The organism is Pseudomonas xantholysinigenes (assembly GCF_014268885.2).
Lineage (GTDB): Bacteria > Pseudomonadota > Gammaproteobacteria > Pseudomonadales > Pseudomonadaceae > Aquipseudomonas > Aquipseudomonas xantholysinigenes.
The window spans coordinates 2,003,260-2,019,731 of sequence record NZ_CP077095.1; the positions used below are offsets into that span (position 1 = coordinate 2,003,260).

Below are 16,472 nucleotides of genomic sequence, written 5' to 3' on the forward strand. Positions count from 1 at the left end.
GATCGCGGGTCTGTCCGGCGATGGTTGACGGTCAGGTCGCCGCGCCCAGCTGATGCAACTGCCCCAGCCGGCTGCGGGTGCGCATCAGGTCGGCGACCGTGCCGCCCAGGCTGTCGGCCAGCGCTCGTGTGCCAATCAGCGTCAGCTGGCAGTCCTGGTCATACAGCACATCGACCAGGTTGACGAAGCGCTGCTGCGCCGCCAACGAGCACTCGGCCAGGTCGTCCAGACCGTCGATGATCCAGTGCTCATAGCGCTCGGCCAGGGCCAGGTAGTCGATTACCGCGGTGGCCTGTTCGCACAGGTCGCTGAAGGTGAACATCACCTGGCGCTCATCCTCTGCCAGCACCCGCAACGGGCGCTTGTTGATCTCCAGCAGCGCAGGCTGCGGCGTCGGTAAAGCCAGGATCTGGCGTTGCGCCGCATCGCCAGGCCAGACGTAATGCCCCTGGGTGAAGCGCTGCTGCGCGCGGTTGGCCGGCAGGCTGCGAAAGTCGGTGTCGCCGCCGACCTCCAGCACCTGCATGCGGCTGTTGATCAGGCCGATCACCGGCAGGAAGCGTTGGTGGTACAGCGGGTTGGGTAGTAGCCCTTCGGGGGCGTAGTTGCTGGTCAATAGCAGGAACACGCCGCGCGTGAACAAGGCGTTGAACAGACGGGTGAGCAACATGGCATCGCCGATGTCGTGCACATGGAACTCATCGAAGCACAGTACCTGCACGTCGCCCAGCAGCTCATCGAGGGTCGCGCCCAATGCGTCGTCCAGCAACCGGTGGTGGTGCATGCCCTGGTGCAGGCGGGCGAAAAAATCATGGAAATGCAGGCGCCGTTTGGCCGGCGTCGGCACGCTCTGGAAGAAGCTGTCGAGCAGCCAGCTCTTGCCGCGGCCCACCGCGCCATGCAGGTACAGGCTGCGGGCACGGCCCGCCTCGAGCAGTTCCAGTTGCCTGGCCATGGCGGCGATCACCTGGTGCTGCCCGTCGCTCAGGGTGTAGCCGCGTGCCGCCGCGCGCTGTAGGCAGTCGTCGAGCAGTGGGCTGGGCGTGCGGGGTGCGACGCGACGGCGCAGCGCCGCGGGTAGCCAGGTGGTCAAGAGCGGTTCCTCGGGTCAAGACAGTGCAGGGCGCAGCTTGCGCGCGTGCGGGCATTTTGACCAATCGAGAAAGTACCGGGCAATCATCGAGAAATGCGATACCTGCATCAGTCCTTGTGCGTCAATTGCCGCTCGATCATGTACTTGATCGCCAGGCGGCGTTCCTTGAGATGGCGCAAATCCTCATCCACGAAGTTGCCCGCCGAGATTGATTCGGCGGCCAGCACCTGGTTGTCGATATCGACATACTCATCGAGCAGGCGGTCGAGCTCCTTGTCCTGCTGACGCCGCTGCTGGACGATCTCGCGGGGGTAGTGCAGGTCCTGGTAGAGGTCATGGGAAACTGGCATGGCGCCCTCCTTGTGAATGCGCAGATGGGTCTCTACCTGATTGGAAGGGGCGAAGCCGAATGTGTTGAAGCGAGGCGGTGGAAAAGCGACGAATGGCTGACTCACTGAGCGTTGCGCTGCCTGGCAGTGGTCTTGTCAGTGCCCTTCGGCTAGGCGTTTTGGCGGGAAGGGCGGGGACGGAAACCTGCGGTAAACCGACCAAAATGACTAACCTGCTGTTTTTCTGTGATTTTTTTCAAAAAAAACTTCCCACCCAGGAAAAACGTTGTTAAAGTGCGCGCCATTGCTGCACAGCGACACACGCAGCGATAGCAGTATCTACAGGGGCGTCGCCAAGCGGTAAGGCAGCAGGTTTTGATCCTGCCATGCGTTGGTTCGAATCCAGCCGCCCCTGCCATATTTGAAAAAATCGCCGAAAGGCGATTTTTTCGTTTCTGCCCCGCCACAACGCGAAGCCGGGTGACGCAACAAGCGTCACCAGAAGCTCAATCTACCTTGCGATCCTCCAGCAATTCCGCCAAGGCCTGCACCAGCGCCTGTTCGCTCACCGGTTTTTGCAGCACGGTGCTGCGCGGCAGCTCCAGCCCCTGCAGCTCTGCGTAACCGGTGAGGAATATCACCGGTAGGCCGGGGAAGCGTTCGCGGGCCGCCAGGGCCAATTGCGCGCCATTGAATTCAGGCATGGCGAAGTCGGTGAGCAACAGGTCGACCTGCTCATCCAGCAAGGCCAGTGCCTGTTCGCTGCTATGCGCCTGGCGCACGTTGCAGCCATGGCGACGCAGCAGGTCGCCAATCATCTCGCGCACCAGATGGTCGTCGTCCACCAGTAACACGTGGCGATCTGCCACGCGTTGCACCAGGTTGGTGGAGGTATCCTGCTCAGGTTGTGCTTGTACTGCCTGCTGGTGGACCGCAGGCAGGTACACACTGACCTGGGTGCCACGCCCTGGCGCAGTCTCGATACGCACACCGCCACCGGATTGCTTGGCGAACCCGAACACCTGGGCCAGCCCCAGGCCCGAGCCCTTGCCGATGTCCTTGGTGGTGAAGAACGGTTCGAACACCTTTGCCAGGACATCCTCGCTCATGCCGCATCCGGTGTCGTGAATCGACAGCACCACGTACTCGCCAGGCTCTGGATCCTCGGGGCGATGGGGGCGGGCGCTGACCCGCTGGTTGCGCGTGGCCAGTGTCAGTTGGCCGCCCTCGGGCATCGCATCGCGGGCATTGATCGCCAGGTTGAGGATGATCATCTCGGTCTGGGTCGGGTCGGTCAGCGCCTGCCAGAGCTGGCTGTCGAGCTTCAGGCGCACCGAGACATTGCCACCCAGGGTGCGCCGCAACAGTTCCTCGAGACCGGACAGGGTGTGGTTGAGGTTCAGGGCGACTGGCTCGAGCCGTTGCTTGCGCGAGAACGCCAGCAGTTGCGCGGTGAGCTTGGCACCCCGTTCCCCGGCTTCACGGATGTGCTGCAGGCGGCTGCTGGCCTTGTCCAGCGAGCCGCGTTGCAGGTCGCGCTGGAGGAAGCTGGCACCGGTGAGGATAACTGTCAGCAGGTTGTTGAAGTCGTGCGCCACACCAGCGGTGAGCTGGCCGACGGCTTCCAGGCGCTGCATCTGCTGTAGGGCTGCCTCGATGCGTTCGCGCTCGGCGATCTGCTCGCGCAGTCGGGCGTTGGCCTCGGCCAGGTCCAGGGTTGCCTCGCGTTCGCTGGAAATATCGCGCGCGACCACATACAGCAGGGTGTCGTCCGGCACCACCACCCAGGACAGCCAGCGCTGCTGGCCGCCGGCGTGCTGGATGCGGCCGATGAAGCGGGCGCTGGTGCGGCCCAGCGACAGTGCCGCGAGTTCCGCGAGCAAGGCCTCCTGATCGGCCTCGGGCAGCAGGTGCAACAGTGACATCTGGCCCAACTGCTCGCGGGTGAAACCCAGGCTGGCTTCCCAGGCGGGGTTCAACGCGACGGGGGTGAGGTCCTTGTTCAGCACTGCCAGCAAGTCCTGGGACAGTTCCCAGGCCCGGTCACGCTCGCGGGTGCGGCGCTCGACCCGTTCGCCGAGCATCTCGTTGAGCTGTTCCAGCGCGCGGGTGGCCTGGCGTTGCTGGTGGATATCCTGGAGCACGCCGGAAAAACGCACGCATTGTCCATCGACGAACTGGGTCTGGCCACTGGACAGCAGCCAGCGCGGCTCCAGGCCGCCCGACGGGGCTATGCGGAATTCGGCCCGGTACAATCCATCGCTGTCTGGCCGCATGGCTTGCTCGACGGCATTTCGCACCTGCGGCAGGTCATCGGGATGGATCCCGGCATAGAAGACCTCCAGGCTCATCACGGTATCGGTCGGGAGGCCGAACAAGGTCTTGCAGCGGTCATCCCATACCACCAGGTTGTCCTGTGGCCGGTAATCCCAGGTGCCCATGCCTGCCGCGTCGATGGCGATGCGGGCGCGGGCCTCGACTTCGGCCAAGGCTTCCTCGGCCCGGCGTCGGCGCTGGCGTTCCTGTACTTCTGTCATGGCCCTGCGCACGGCCTTGGGCAGTAACGGCAGGTTCTTCTTCAGCACATAGTCGGTGGCGCCAAGGCGGATCATCTCCACCGCATGTTCCTCGCCATAGATGCCGGAGAGGAAGATGAACGGCACATCCGGGGCCAGGCGCTGGGCAATGGCCAGCACCTCGGTGCCGGACGAGCCGGGCAGCACGCAGTCGCAGAGAATCAGGTCGCAGCTGGCTTCACGCAGGGCATGCTCGACCCCGACATGATCGAACACTAGCCGCGCTTGCACCTGCAACCCGCTGCGCTCCAGGCGCAGCAAGGTCAGCTCGGCATCCATCGAACTATCCTCGACCAGCAGCAACTTCAGCGCTGTGTTAGCCATTGTGGCAGCGCTCAATTGCTGCCGCGCCGGTTCAGGCGCAGCGAGCCGGGAGGCGGTTCGTTGAGGACTGCCCAGAACACTCCCAGGTCAGCAATCGCGGTGACGAACTCCTTGAACTCCACGGGCTTGACCACATAGGCGTTCACCCCCAGCTCATAGGCGCGCAACAAGTCGGGTTCTTCGCGCGAAGAGGTCAGCATCACCGTCGGGATGCTGCGCAGCGCGGGGGTGTCGCGTAGCTGCTTGAGTACCTCCAGGCCATTGACCTTGGGCAACTTCAGGTCCAGCAGCAACACGGCCGGGTTGCCACCGTCCCGATTGGCATGGCTGTTGCGCCGCAGCAGGTAGTCCATTGCCTCGGCGCCGTCGCGCAGCACGATGACTTCGTTGGCCAGCTGGCTGCGCTCCAGTGCCAGGAGGGTCAACTCCAGGTCCCGGGGGTTGTCTTCGACCAGCAGGATAGGTTTGAGCATGTCAGGGCAGGACCTCAGGAATGCGCGTGATGGCGAGGAAGGGTGAAGTGGAAGCTGGCGCCGCGCCCAGGTGCGCCATCGGCCCAGACCCGGCCGTCATGGCGTTCGATGATGCGCCGCACGCTGGCCAGGCCAATACCGGTGCCTTCGAACTCCTCCATGCGGTGCAGGCGCTGGAACACGCCGAACAGTTTGTTGGCGTAGGCCATGTCGAAGCCGACGCCGTTGTCGCGCACATACACCTCGGTCTCGTCCTTGTGCTGTACCGTGCCGACCTCGATCCGCGCCGGGGTGCGGTCGCGGGTGTACTTGAGGGCATTGGACAGCAAGTTGTGCAGGGCCATGTTGATGAATGCCGGGTCGGCTATGACTTTCGGTAGCGGGGCGATGTGCCATTCGACGACGCGCCCCTGGTAGTCGGGCTCGAGCTCCACGCGGATGGTGTCGATCAGGGCGTTGAGGTCGACATCCGAGAGGCGCAGGGCCGAGCGCCCCATTTGCGAGAAGTTTAGAAGATTGTCCACCAGTGAGCCGGCAAAATGCGCTGCCTCGCTGATATGCGACAGGAAGCGCTGACCCCGCTCGCTCAGATGTGCGCCGTCGATCTCGCCAAGCAACTCGCTGTAGCCGGCGATATGCCGCAGCGGTGCGCGCAGGTCGTGGGACACGCTGTAGGAGAAGGCCTCGAGTTCTTTGTTCGAGCGCTTCAAGTCGTCGGCCAGCTGCGCCATTTCCTCGGCTTTGCGCAGGACGATGCCGAGCACCGCGCTACGCAGCTCCAGTACCGCGTCGAGGATCATCGGGTCCCACGGCGCGCTGAAACCACGCACTTCCTCCTGCCAGCGTTCGAAACTGTGGCGCGGGCCGAGGTGGCCCTGGGGGCTGACGGTCTTGGCGGGCTGCCCGGCCCAGGTGACCTGGCGTGCCTGCTCGGGGCGGAACCATACCAGGTAGTGGGAATGGATCTGCGAAATGGCCACCGCCAGCACGCCGCCGACCTGGCTGGCGAGTTCGGGTAAATCGTCGATGTCACGCCCGACATTGTCGGTATGGAACAGCACCTCGTCGCCCTGACACGCCAGCCAATGCACCAATGCGTTGACCTGGGCTTCGGGCGGCGTGTCGCCGATCAGCTCGCAGCGCTCGGCGCTGATGATCGCGGCACCGCTGGCCGCGGTGAAGGCCAGCAGGACCTCGGGCAGCTTGAGCAGGCCCTCGCTGACGCTGTCATGGTCGGCCATCGACGCCAGCATGCGCACGATGCGTTTGCGCAGGTCGAGCAGCGTGCGGGTACGGTCATGGGATTCGCGCGATTCGATTTGCAGCGACAGGACGCTGGCCAACAGCTCGCAGGCGGTGCGGGTCTGGAAATCCACGGCGCGCGGTTGGGCGTGGTGACACGACACCAGGCCCCAGAGCCGGTCATCGACCACGATCGACAGCGACATGGAGGCCAGCGTGCCCATGTTGCGCATGTACTGCAGGTGCACCGGCGAGACGCTGCGCAGGGCCGCGAAACTCATGTCCAGCGGTTTGCCGGTGCGCGGGTTGAGGGCCGGGAACAACGGCGAGGGTTGATAGTGGGCGTCCTCGATCAGGCGGATACGATTGACCCGGTAGAGCTCACGCGCCTGGCGCGGGATATCCGAGGCCGGGAAGCACAAGCCCAGGTAGCTGGGATAGTCGGGGGCGGCGACTTCGGCCAGCACCGTGCCGTTGCCCTCGGCATCGAAACGGTAGGCCTTGACCCGACCGAAGCCGGTGATGCGCTTGATCTGGTTGACCGAGTGCTGCAGCAGCTCGTCGATGCTGGAGGCCTGGTGCAGGGTGCCGACGAAGGCGCGTACCAGCGGGTAATAGTCGCCGTGCGGCTGGGTTGTGCGGTCTCGCTGGCTGGGCTCGAATTCGAGGATCAGCACCTGGTCGTGACGATGGGCCAACACCCGCAGCATTTGGCGGGCTGGGGCGTTCTGGCGCAGGCGCGCATCGCCGATATGAAAGGGGAACACCTGTGCTTCGGGCAGGTAGGCCAGTTGCCTGCGCAGGTCGAAGCCCTCGTCGACCAGTGCCTGGAATGGAACGCCCAACAGCGCCGCGGCGGACAACCCGAGCCATTGCTCGACGTTCTCGCTGGCCTGCAGAACGTTCAGCTCGCGCTCGTCCAGCACCAGCAGGAAACCCTGCGGCTGGATACTGCCTGGGACGTGGATCGGTTCCTGCGCACAGCGCTCGATGGCGTGCTCGAGTGATGTCGGTGCGTTGCTCAAGGGCGGCTCCTGTCATGGCCTGCCCTGTGCGAGGCGGACCTTCGGCACAGGACGTTGGTGCTGCACGGTATCAGAAGGCCCGGTGTTTTGCCGGGCGCTGATCATTGGAAGCGTATCTGCCGCCAGGGTTTCGTCGCGTGGCGCAGGGGTTCCCTTGTCCTTTTCATTAATGCCAAAGAAGGGTAGGACAACGCCTCCCTGGATCCAATCCCGCTGCTACGCTCTAGCGCAACCCCTCCAGACAAAGGACTCACTGGTGTCGGAACGCGTAGTGGCGCTGTTGCTCGCCTTGTGGGGCTCGTCCAGCACCCTGGCGGCGGACTTTGTCGTCGATGTACAGGTTCTGGTGCAGCGTGGCTGCATGCTGGTCAACCAGCAGCGCGACGCCGGTGCCCAGGCCCTGGGCATCATCGACCTGGGCGCCGTTGCCCGTCTCGATGGCCCCGGCGCGCCGCACAGCGGGGCGCTGTTGAGCCAGCGCCCACCGCGGCTGGAATGCAATCCGGATACGCCCTACCAGGTGCGTGTCGATGGCGGCCAGCACGGCGGCGTTGGTGAACTGCGCTACCTGGCCAGCAGCGATGGTCAATCACGGCCGATTCCCTACCGCCTGTATGGCGATGCCAGCTGGCGTCAGCCGCTGGCGGTCGATGTCGCGCAAGCGGCGCGGGTCCCGGACAGCGGCTCGGTGGAGTTGCCCCTTTATGCCAGGATCGACAAGCTGGCCTGGGTGCCTCGCGCCGGGCTGTACGCCGACCTGCTGAAAGTCACGGTCACCTGGTAGGAGGGCCCCGCACATGGACGCGCTGCAGCGCACCTCGATTTTGCTGCTCACCTTGGGCCCGTTGCTGTTGCCCGCGGGGGCGGCCCACGGCACCAGCACCGGCTACATCCAGGCACGCCTGGTGGTCAGTGCCGCCTGCCAGATCAGCAACGACCCGCAGCAGCCGGCCTCGCTCGGCAATCCAGGGCTGCTCGACTTCGGTGCCCGCGGGCCAACCTGGGATCGGCCCTTGACCGGACGGGTCGACGAGGCGGGGGGCGAGGGCAGCCTGCAGATCAGTTGCACACCGCAGGTGCGCGCGTTCAGCGTGCGCATCAACGGCGGCCTCAATGGCGGCGACGGCATTCGCCGGCTGAGCAATGGCCGCGAGCTGATTGCCTACCAACTGGCCGTCGACCCCGGTGGCAACAGTCGCTACGGCATCGGTCAGGCCCGTACCTTCACCATCAGCAGTACCCAGCAAGTACCCGTGCCCATTTACGGCGTGGTGGTGGCGCAGCCGCGCGCGCTGCCCGCCGGGCTGTATCGCGACACCCTCAGGGTGACCCTGGACTGGTAACACGCAAGGAGATTCCCGATGCCCCTGCACATCACTCGCTGCATCCTCGTCGGCCTTGGCTTCGCCTTGGCGGCCCAGGCCCAGGCCGCCACTGTCACTGGCACCATCAATTCGACCCTGACCCTGACCTCGGCCTGCCAGGTCAATGGCACCGGTGGTACCTCGGGGTTGAACTTCGGTAGCCTCAACTTCGGCACCCAGGACTCGCTGTTCACCACCGCCAACGGCCAGGTGCTGGGCGGCGGCGGTGGGGCCATGAGCATTCTCTGCTCGGCCGGCACGGTGCCGACGATCAAGGTGCGTGCCGGCGCCCATGACTCGCAGTCCGCTGGGGGGACCCGGGCCCTGGCCGATGGCGCGGGCAATTTCGTGCCCTACGATTTCTACACCGACTCCGGGCATACCCAACTACTGGCGATCGACGGCACCATCACCTTGCCGACCAGCACCGGCGTGGCGCAGACCGTCAACCTGTATGGCCAGGCGCGCGGCAAGGCCGGCTTGCCGGCCGGGGTGTATACCGACACGGTGGCGGTCGAGCTGAGCTTCTGAACGGCATCGCGCGGCTGATGGCGCTCGGCCTGTGCCTGGCACCGGCGCAGGGTGCGCAGGCCGCCACCAGCAGCACCTTCCAGGTGACGGCGCAAATCGTCGCCGGTTGCCTGGTGGTGGGCGGCGTGACGGCTTATGGCGTGCTTGACTTCGGCACCACTTCGGCACTGTCCACCGCGACCTTGAGCACTTCGCTCGGCGGCACCACGGTGACTTTCCAGTGTACCCCCGGAGTGGCCCTGAGCATGAGCCTGGACGGTGGCCAGAACAGCGCCGCCGGCACGCGCAACCTGAAACGCACGGGCGGTACCCAGTTACTGGCCTACCAGTTGTTTCGCGATGCGGCGTTCAGCCAGAGCCTGGGGATTGGCAGCAGCGTCGCGGTGAGCTACAGCGACCCAACGGCGATCAAGCTGCCGGTCTATGGCCGTACCACCCTGACCGGCACCCTGCCGGCCGGGACCTATACCGATGTGGTGCAAGTGACGGTGAGCTGGTGAGGCCGCCGTCGCACACAACAAGAACCAGCAAGGAGAGGGGCATGGCGGCAGGCGCGAAGTGGGCGCGGGGAATCATCGGATTGCTGTGGCTGGCCAGCGCGCCGGCATTTGCCGCCACATCGGTGCTGATCTGGCCGATCGACCCGGTGTTGGAGGCCGACCAGAAGGCCGGCGCGTTGTGGCTGGAGAACCGCGGCTCGGCGCCGACCAGCCTGCAGGTGCGGGTGTTCGCCTGGCGCCAGGGCGCATACCAGGAGCAGTTCCAGGCCCAGCGCGAGATCATCGGCAGCCCGCCGGTGGCCAATATCCCACCGGGGCAGAAGCAACTGATCCGGCTGACCCGTACGGGCAGTTCACCGGCGGGCCAGGAGCAGGCCTACCGCATCATCATCGACGAGATCCCCTCGCCGCTGCCGGCCGATGCCGCCAGCGAAGGCCCCAAGGCGGCGATCCGCTTGCAGATGCGTTACTCGGTACCGCTGTTCGTGTACGGCGAAGGGCTATGGGGCAAGCCCGACCCCGAGGGCAAGCGCAGCGCCGAGGGCGTCGGCAAGCCGCAATTGAGCTGGCGCGCGGTGACGGTACAGGGCAAGCCCTACGTGGAACTGCGCAACACCGGGCCGGTGCATGCGCGGCTGACCGATGTGGTGTTGCAGCAGGCCGGCCAGGACAAACCGCTGGTGGAGGGGTTGCTCGGCTATGTGCTGCCCGGTGCCAGCATGCGTTGGCCGGCACCGGCCGCGCCTGGCGCGGCCAGCGTGCTCAAGGGGCGGGTCAATGGCCAGGAGGTGGCGCAAGCCATCAGCCAAGGTCAGTGATCCAGGCATGAACAGGTGGCAGGGGCCAGGGAGGACCCGGCAATGGTTGGAAACCGTGTGTGAGCTGGGTGCGGGTGGCAACGTACCGGTGCTGGTTGGGCCTGGCGCTGCTGGGGCCCGGCAGCGGCGTGGCCGACGAGCTGCCGCCGCCACCCTCGGAGAGCGCGGCGGTTGCCGACGCCACGCTGTACCTCGACGTGCTGGTGAACCAGGTGGCCAAGGCTGAGCTGGTGCCGGTGCAGCAGCGTGCCGGGCGCCTGTACCTGGACAGCGATGTGCTGCGCAGTGCCGGCGTGAAGTTGCCGGGCGACCCTCAGGGCGAGGTGGCGCTGGATGCGATCCCCGGCCTGCACAGCGACTACGACAGCCAGAACCAGCGCCTGCTGCTGCAGGTGCCGCCAGCCTGGCTGCCCGATCAGCGCCTGGGCGATCGCAACCTGTACCCGGCCACGCAGGCGCGCAGCAGTTTCGGCGCCTTGCTCAACTACGACGCCTACCTCAACGACACCGATGACGGCGGCACCTACCTGGCCGCCTGGAATGAGCTGCGCCTGTTCGACGACTGGGGCACCTTCTCCACCACCGGCCAGTGGCGCCAGTCGTTCAATGGCGCGCAGAGCCAGACCCGCCAGGGCTTCCTGCGTTACGACACCACGTTCCGCCATACCGACGACCAGCGCTTGCTGACCTATGAAGCCGGCGACCTGGTCACCGGCGCGTTGCCCTGGACCACCTCGGTGCGCCTGGGCGGCCTGCAGGTATCGCGCGACTTCGGCGCCCGTCCGGACCTGGTCACCTACCCGCTGCCGGCGTTCGCCGGCGAGGCGGCGGTGCCCACTTCGCTGGACCTGTTCATCAATGGCTACAAGAGCAGCACCACCGAGCTGCAGCCGGGCCCTTACACCTTGACCAACGTGCCGTTCATCAACGGTGCGGGCGAGGCGGTGGTGGTCACCACCGACGCCCTCGGCCGGCAGGTGTCGACCACCTTGCCGTTCTATGTCACCAGCAGTCTGCTAGCCAAGGGGTTGTCGGATTTTTCGCTGGCCGCCGGCAGCCTGCGCCGCGACTATGCCGTGCGCGACTTCGCCTATGGGCCAGGGGTGGCTACCGCCAGCCTGCGCCATGGCCTGAGCGACTACTTCACCCTCGAGACCCATGCCGAGACCGCCGAGTCGATGATGCTCGGTGGCCTGGGCGGCAACCTGCGCCTGGGCACCTATGGCGTGCTCAACGCGGCGCTGGCGCAGAGCCGCTTCGACGGTGACAGCGGCCAACAGGTGGCGCTGGGCTACCAGTACAACAGCCGGCGCATCGGCTTCAACTACCAGCGCATCGAGCGCCACGGCGACTATGCCGACTTGTCGCTGGTGGACAACCCCTTCACCCGCCTGAGCCGCCGCAGCGAGCAGGCCACCCTGAGCCTCAACCTCGACCGCTACGGCAGCCTCGGTGCCGGCTATTTCGATGTGCGCGCCGGCGACGGCACGCGCACGCGGCTGCTCAACCTCAGCTGGAGCAAGCCGCTGTGGGGCAACAGCAGCCTGTACCTGTCGGCCAACCGTGAGGTCGGCGACAGCCAGTGGGCGGTGCAGGCGCAACTGGTGATCCCGTTCGACCTGCGCGGCACCCTGGCCTTCAGCGCCGAGCGCAGCAAGGACGGCCAGGACCTGCAGCGGGTCAATTACAGCCAGGCGGTGCCGGTGGGCGGTGGGGTGGGCTACAACCTGGGCTACGCCACCGGTGGCAATCGCGACGACTACCGTCAGGCCGACCTGACCTGGCGCCTGCAGTCGGTGCAGTTGCAGGTGGGGGCCTATGGCAGCAGCGACGAGATGACCCGCTGGGCCGATGCCAGCGGTTCGCTGGTGCTGATGGACGCCGGGCTGTTCGCCGCCAACCGCATCGATGATGCCTTCGTGGTGGTCAGCACCAACGGCTATGCCGATGTGCCGGTGCGCTACGAGAACCAGCAGATTGGCCGTACCGATCGCAATGGCCATCTGTTGGTGCCCTACAGCAGTGGATATTACCGCGGCAAGTACGAGATCGATCCGATGGAGCTGCCCGCCGATGTGCTGGCGCCGCAGGTGGAGCAGCGCGTGGTCGTGCGCCGGGGCAGCGGCTACTTGCTGGAGTTCCCGCTCAAGCGCGTGCTGGCCGCGAGCCTGGTACTGGTCGACGGCCAGCAGCAGGAACTCAAGCTGGGCAGCCGTGTGCTGCACCAGGAAAGCGGCGGCGAGGCGGTGGTGGGCTGGGATGGCCTGGTGTACCTGGAGAACCTCGCGGCGCACAACCACCTGCAGGTGGACAAGGCCGACGGCGGGCGCTGCCAGGTTGATTTCGATCTGCCCGAAGGGCAGGGGCCGATCCCGCTGATCGGCCCATTGGTGTGCCAATGAGTGGGCCGTGGCGCTGTCTGATGATGGCCGCGCTCCTGCTGCCGGGGTCGGCCTGGGCATTGTGCTCGTCGGTGGCGACCACGCCAGCGGCCTTCGGCACGGTCAACTCGACCCTGGTGCGCACCACCGTGCAGACCGCCTCGACCACCAATTCCGGCTTGCAGTGCACCGGTTCGTTGCTCAGCCTGCTGACCAGCAACGACCATTTCTACGCCACCATCACCCCGGCCTCCGGTGGCCTGGTCGGGCCGACCGGCGACGTCATCAACTACACCCTGTACGCCGACAACAGCGTCAACTACCCGATCACCCGTGGCGTGGCCTTCGATTTCGCCCGCAATGGCATCATCGATCTGCTGGGGCTGCTGAGTGGTCCGACACCCAAGGCCGTGCCGATCTACCTGCGTACGCAAATTGGTAGCAACGTCGCCGCGGGCTTGTACCAGGAGACCCTGAGCGTCGCCTGGAGCTGGAACTACTGTTCGGGTATCGGCATCGGCGCCATCTGCCTGGGGCGTGACATTGGCAATGGCAGCCAGTCGCTCACGGTCAGCCTGACGGTGAGCAATGATTGCCAGATCACCACCCCGAACATCAGCTTCGCCAGTGCGCCGGTGGTGGCCGGGTTTGCCACGGTCAACCAGAGTGTCAGCCTGTCGTGCACCAAGGGCAGCAGCTACACCGTGGGGCTGGATGACGGGCAGAATGTGTCGGGCGGGCGGCGGCGGATGAAGTCCAGTGCCAATAATTACCTGGCCTACGACATTTTCAAGAGTGCCGGTGTGGTGCGCTGGGGCTCGCTGGGCGCGGCGCGGCGGGCCAGCAGCGATGCCGATGTGAACCCGGGCAACGGCACCGGCACGGGCAGCCAGGTGTTCAACTACAACGCCAAGGTCTACACCGACCAGGCCACACCACCGGCGGCGAGCTATACCGACAGTGTGATCCTGGATGTGCAGTTCTGAGTAATTTCGCCTGCCGCACGCAATCCTCGTGTGTAGGGGCGGCCTTGCGCGGCGCAAGGCCGCTCCTACACAGGGGATCGTTTGGCTCAGCGCAGGTCGTCGACCATCTTCAGCAAGGTCTCCAGCACCGCCCCGGCCAGCGCCTTGGAGCGCTCACCCGACCAGCCAGTGCGCGGGTTCGGCGCGTCGTCGTGGTCCTTGAATGGCATTTCCAGTGTCAGTGACAGGCAGTCATGGGCCTGGCCCACGGCATTGCAGGCCAGGGTCATGTTGGCCTGGCCCGGCTCGTCGCGGGTGTAGCCGTACTTCGTCTGGAAGTCCGGCGTCAGGCTGCACAGGGTGCTGCGGAACTGCTCTTCCAGCTTGGCGATGCGCGGCGTGTAGCCGGGGTTGCCCTCGCAGGCCGCGGTGAACACATGGGGGATCTCTTCGTCGCCATGGGCATCGATGAAGGCGTCCACGCCATGCAGCTTCATCTGGCTCTGGGCGAAGAACACCTCGGGGCTCAGTTCGACGCTGGCGTCCTGCCAGGCGCGGTTGAGGTCCTTGCCCTTGAAGTTGGTGCGCAGGTGGCCGAGGAAGGCGCCGTCCGGGTTCATGTTGGGGACCAGGTACAGGTCGGCCTTGGCCAGCAGTTGCTGGATGACCGGGCCGTTGGCTGCGAGAGCGTCGATCACGCCCTCCATGAACCATTCGGCCATGTGCTCGCCAGGGTGCTGCTGGGCGATGATCCACAGCTTGCGCTTGCCAGCTGCGCCGTTGCCCGCACGCAGCAGGGGGATATCTCGGCCCTGCACGCTGCGGCCGCTGGCCAGCAGCTCCACGCCGGGGATCTGCCGGGCGCGTTCGATCAGTTGGTTGTGGCGGGCGCGAGGGTAGGGCTCGAAGTAGGCGAACCAGGCGTGCTCCTGTTCGGCCTTGAAGTCGAAGCTCAGGGCCTTGCCGTCGAACTGGCTGGGTACGCGGAACCAGGTCTGCTGGTCGTAGGAGGCCACGGCGTGGTAGCCGCTCCAGGCGTTCTGGTAGGACGACTCATGGGCGTTGTCCAGGCTGAAGCGATGGACCTGGCCCGGGGTCAGGCCGCGGGCCCGGAAGTGGAACCACTGGAAGTGGTCGCTGTGGCTGTCCTTGCGGATGTTCAGGTGGACATGCGCAGGGTCGCTGGCGTCCTTGATCAGGATGTTGCCGGAATCGAAATCGCAGTCGATGTGCAGCGGGGAGCGCGTCACGGTCATTGCCAGCCTCCTGTTGGCGTTGTTGTGACCGTACTCTACACCGCTTGGCGGCGAGGGTGCGTATGTTGATCAGGACTAACGTGTGTAGGAGCGGCCTTGTGTCGCGAAAGGGCCGCATAGCGGCCCCGGCGATATCAGCTTGATCCACGAATCCTGGGGGCGCTTCGCACCCCTTTCGCGACACGAGGCCGCTCCTACAGGGATTGCGCATTGTATGAAGTGTCAGGCTAGGAGCCCCAGCGCTACAAGCGCCGCAACACCAAGCCCGATGGCAATCGAGCAGCCACCCAGCGACAGCGCCGCGCGCCCTTGTCGGTACCAGCCGTCATGACCGAGCTGCCGCGCCGGGGCGAGCAGGCTGCGCCAGCGCAGTTCGGTGTCGTGGAAGGCGCGCAGGTGATCGGGGTTGGCATCCAGCCAGCGGCGAAAATCGATGCGTTCGCTGGCCGTCACCTGTGGGCTCTGCAGGCGCACGTACCATTGGCCGGCGATGCTGGCCAGCGCGTCGCCGGGCGCACGGGCGGCCTGCAGGGCCTGGTTCATATGGCGCTCGATGCTGATCAGGGGCAGGTCCAGGCGCGCGGCGATGGCGGCGAAGCCCAGCTGGTCGAGGCGATTGAGCAAGAACACTTGCTGGACCCGGCGCGGCAGGCGCCTGAGTGCATGCAGCAAGGCATCTTCGTCGTGCCGTTCGGCCGTGCGCGGGTCATGCTCGAGGGGCAGCAGCAGGCGGGTCATGGACAGCTCCTTGCTCATTAAGGATAGGGGTGGGGGCATCTTCCTTGACGCGAAGTCAGCTTAGTCTTAACGAGATTGATTCTCAAGTGCTGATTCGGCAAAGATTTGTAATGAGCGTTCACGTGCTGACACACTTTTGCTATCATCGGCGCCATTAAACGATCTTCATTAGCCTGAAGAGCCAAAAAAAATGACCCGGCAAAAAGCCGGGTCAAAAACCGTGATTAGCCTGATGAGGAGATAATCTGAGCGTCCGACCTGAGGACGTTGCAGGTTATCCAGCGGGTCTCGCGACCTGCTGAGTGCAATAATAATCGTTATCATTTGCCAGTCAAATGATTTTTCCGTCATCCGGTAAAAAAATCCTCCTGACGCCTTCCTCGTCCCCGGCAATCGGGGCTATTGCCGTTCGTCGGCCATCACGTTCTCCCTAGGCTTTGTAGGCAAAGTGCCTGCGCGACTCCGACCGTTCCTCGCCTGTTTTCGCCTTGCCTGATCGCTGCTCGGCTACTTTCGTACAAACCCTATCGATTACCCATTTTTTCCGCGGCGTGGCACTGCTCCAGCAGGGCGCGAGCCATGTTCATCATGTGCATCAACGCAAACACCACTTCTCGGGTGGTGCCCTGCAGGTGGCTGCCGGTTTCCTCGGCGGTTGCCGCGGCGCAGCGCAGCAGGGCCATGGCGTGCTCGCTGGCCTGGGCGTTGCTGACGCCCTCGCGCAGGGTCCATGGCGAGCGCTCCAGGTCAGGTTTGACCGGGGTGGGGTTGAGGTAATAATCGAGGGCGCGGCGGGCGGCCTCTTCGTCGAGATCTGTGTCTTCTTTTTTCGTATCGCTCATGACTGCACCTATGAA

Annotated in this window: 15 protein-coding genes and 1 tRNA gene; 8 read left to right on the plus strand and 8 right to left on the minus strand. The window is 65.3% G+C overall.

Annotation, left to right across the window (positions count from 1 at the left end; genetic code table 11):
• Positions 1 to 31: 31 nt before the first annotated feature.
• Both zapE and HU772_RS09055 read right to left on the minus strand, forming a co-directional pair.
• Entirely contained in the window at positions 32 to 1,093 is a 1,062-nt protein-coding gene (gene zapE / locus HU772_RS09050) for a cell division protein ZapE (protein ID WP_437182419.1), read from the minus strand.
• A 107-nt stretch (positions 1,094 to 1,200) separates the two neighbouring features.
• Positions 1,201 to 1,443 carry a DUF465 domain-containing protein gene (locus HU772_RS09055; protein ID WP_186660375.1) on the minus strand — a complete coding sequence of 81 codons (243 nt, stop codon included), beginning with the start codon at positions 1,441 to 1,443 and terminating at the stop codon, positions 1,201 to 1,203.
• A 322-nt stretch (positions 1,444 to 1,765) separates the two neighbouring features.
• On the opposite strand from HU772_RS09055, the gene HU772_RS09060 reads away from it, so the two are divergent.
• Positions 1,766 to 1,840: transfer RNA gene (locus tag HU772_RS09060), tRNA-Gln, on the plus strand.
• 88 nt (positions 1,841 to 1,928) lie between these two features.
• Here the strand turns inward: HU772_RS09060 and HU772_RS09065 are convergent.
• From HU772_RS09065 to HU772_RS09075, 3 genes are read right to left on the minus strand one after another with little or no spacing between them, the layout of a single operon-like run.
• The gene (locus HU772_RS09065) at positions 1,929 to 4,322 is read right to left on the minus strand and encodes a response regulator (protein ID WP_186660377.1); all 2,394 of its coding nucleotides are present in this window, start codon (positions 4,320 to 4,322) and stop codon (positions 1,929 to 1,931) included.
• An 11-nt stretch (positions 4,323 to 4,333) separates the two neighbouring features.
• A complete protein-coding gene (locus HU772_RS09070; protein WP_186660379.1) occupies positions 4,334 to 4,795 on the minus strand; it encodes a response regulator in 462 nt (153 codons plus the stop codon).
• 14 nt (positions 4,796 to 4,809) lie between these two features.
• Entirely contained in the window at positions 4,810 to 7,062 is a 2,253-nt protein-coding gene (locus HU772_RS09075; protein WP_186660381.1) for an ATP-binding protein, read from the minus strand.
• Positions 7,063 to 7,318: 256 nt separating this feature from the next.
• Here HU772_RS09075 and HU772_RS09080 point away from each other — a divergent pair, with 256 nt between their 5' ends.
• The 7 genes from HU772_RS09080 to HU772_RS09110 all read left to right on the plus strand — a co-directional run bounded on the left by HU772_RS09080 (position 7,319) and on the right by HU772_RS09110 (position 13,642).
• A complete protein-coding gene (locus HU772_RS09080) occupies positions 7,319 to 7,846 on the plus strand; it encodes a Csu type fimbrial protein (protein WP_186660383.1) in 528 nt (175 codons plus the stop codon).
• Positions 7,847 to 7,868: 22 nt separating this feature from the next.
• Positions 7,869 to 8,405, plus strand: a complete 537-nt coding sequence (locus tag HU772_RS09085; protein WP_186660435.1) for a Csu type fimbrial protein — start codon at positions 7,869 to 7,871, stop codon at positions 8,403 to 8,405.
• Positions 8,406 to 8,423: 18 nt separating this feature from the next.
• Positions 8,424 to 8,957 (plus strand): Csu type fimbrial protein, encoded by a 534-nt coding sequence (locus HU772_RS09090; RefSeq protein WP_186660384.1) that lies wholly within the window; start codon positions 8,424 to 8,426, stop codon positions 8,955 to 8,957.
• A gap of 17 nt (positions 8,958 to 8,974) precedes the next feature.
• On the plus strand, positions 8,975 to 9,457 hold the full coding sequence (locus HU772_RS09095; RefSeq protein WP_186660386.1) for a Csu type fimbrial protein: 483 nt from the start codon (positions 8,975 to 8,977) through the stop codon (positions 9,455 to 9,457).
• Positions 9,458 to 9,498: 41 nt separating this feature from the next.
• Positions 9,499 to 10,275 (plus strand): fimbrial biogenesis chaperone, encoded by a 777-nt coding sequence (locus HU772_RS09100; RefSeq protein ID WP_186660388.1) that lies wholly within the window; start codon positions 9,499 to 9,501, stop codon positions 10,273 to 10,275.
• A 74-nt stretch (positions 10,276 to 10,349) separates the two neighbouring features.
• Positions 10,350 to 12,677, plus strand: a complete 2,328-nt coding sequence (locus HU772_RS09105) for a fimbria/pilus outer membrane usher protein (RefSeq protein WP_437182433.1) — start codon at positions 10,350 to 10,352, stop codon at positions 12,675 to 12,677.
• Positions 12,674 to 13,642, plus strand: a complete 969-nt coding sequence (locus tag HU772_RS09110) for a Csu type fimbrial protein (protein WP_186660390.1) — start codon at positions 12,674 to 12,676, stop codon at positions 13,640 to 13,642. Before HU772_RS09105 ends, HU772_RS09110 begins: the two co-directional genes overlap by 4 nt.
• Before the next feature lie 86 nt (positions 13,643 to 13,728).
• Here HU772_RS09110 and HU772_RS09115 read toward each other — a convergent pair whose 3' ends face one another.
• The 3 genes from HU772_RS09115 to HU772_RS09125 all read right to left on the minus strand — a co-directional run bounded on the left by HU772_RS09115 (position 13,729) and on the right by HU772_RS09125 (position 16,457).
• The gene (locus HU772_RS09115; RefSeq protein WP_186660392.1) at positions 13,729 to 14,877 is read right to left on the minus strand and encodes a M14 family metallopeptidase; all 1,149 of its coding nucleotides are present in this window, start codon (positions 14,875 to 14,877) and stop codon (positions 13,729 to 13,731) included.
• Between the two features lie 222 nt (positions 14,878 to 15,099).
• The gene (locus tag HU772_RS09120) at positions 15,100 to 15,615 is read right to left on the minus strand and encodes a DUF4880 domain-containing protein (protein WP_186660394.1); all 516 of its coding nucleotides are present in this window, start codon (positions 15,613 to 15,615) and stop codon (positions 15,100 to 15,102) included.
• A gap of 524 nt (positions 15,616 to 16,139) precedes the next feature.
• Positions 16,140 to 16,457 carry a DUF6124 family protein gene (locus tag HU772_RS09125; protein WP_186660396.1) on the minus strand — a complete coding sequence of 106 codons (318 nt, stop codon included), beginning with the start codon at positions 16,455 to 16,457 and terminating at the stop codon, positions 16,140 to 16,142.
• Positions 16,458 to 16,472 lie beyond the last annotated feature (15 nt).

What these genes read in the sequence shown, in the direction of transcription:
- HU772_RS09055 (WP_186660375.1), bottom strand. Translation starts at nt 1,443, where the DNA reads ATGCCAGTTTCCCATGACCTCTACCAGGACCTGCACTACCCCCGCGAG.
- HU772_RS09065 (WP_186660377.1), bottom strand. Translation starts at nt 4,322, where the DNA reads ATGGCTAACACAGCGCTGAAGTTGCTGCTGGTCGAGGATAGTTCGATG.
- HU772_RS09070 (WP_186660379.1), bottom strand. Translation starts at nt 4,795, where the DNA reads ATGCTCAAACCTATCCTGCTGGTCGAAGACAACCCCCGGGACCTGGAG.
- HU772_RS09090 (WP_186660384.1), top strand. Translation starts at nt 8,424, where the DNA reads ATGCCCCTGCACATCACTCGCTGCATCCTCGTCGGCCTTGGCTTCGCC.
- HU772_RS09095 (WP_186660386.1), top strand. Translation starts at nt 8,975, where the DNA reads ATGGCGCTCGGCCTGTGCCTGGCACCGGCGCAGGGTGCGCAGGCCGCC.
- HU772_RS09100 (WP_186660388.1), top strand. Translation starts at nt 9,499, where the DNA reads ATGGCGGCAGGCGCGAAGTGGGCGCGGGGAATCATCGGATTGCTGTGG.
- HU772_RS09110 (WP_186660390.1), top strand. Translation starts at nt 12,674, where the DNA reads ATGAGTGGGCCGTGGCGCTGTCTGATGATGGCCGCGCTCCTGCTGCCG.
- HU772_RS09115 (WP_186660392.1), bottom strand. Translation starts at nt 14,877, where the DNA reads ATGACCGTGACGCGCTCCCCGCTGCACATCGACTGCGATTTCGATTCC.
- HU772_RS09120 (WP_186660394.1), bottom strand. Translation starts at nt 15,615, where the DNA reads ATGACCCGCCTGCTGCTGCCCCTCGAGCATGACCCGCGCACGGCCGAA.
- HU772_RS09125 (WP_186660396.1), bottom strand. Translation starts at nt 16,457, where the DNA reads ATGAGCGATACGAAAAAAGAAGACACAGATCTCGACGAAGAGGCCGCC.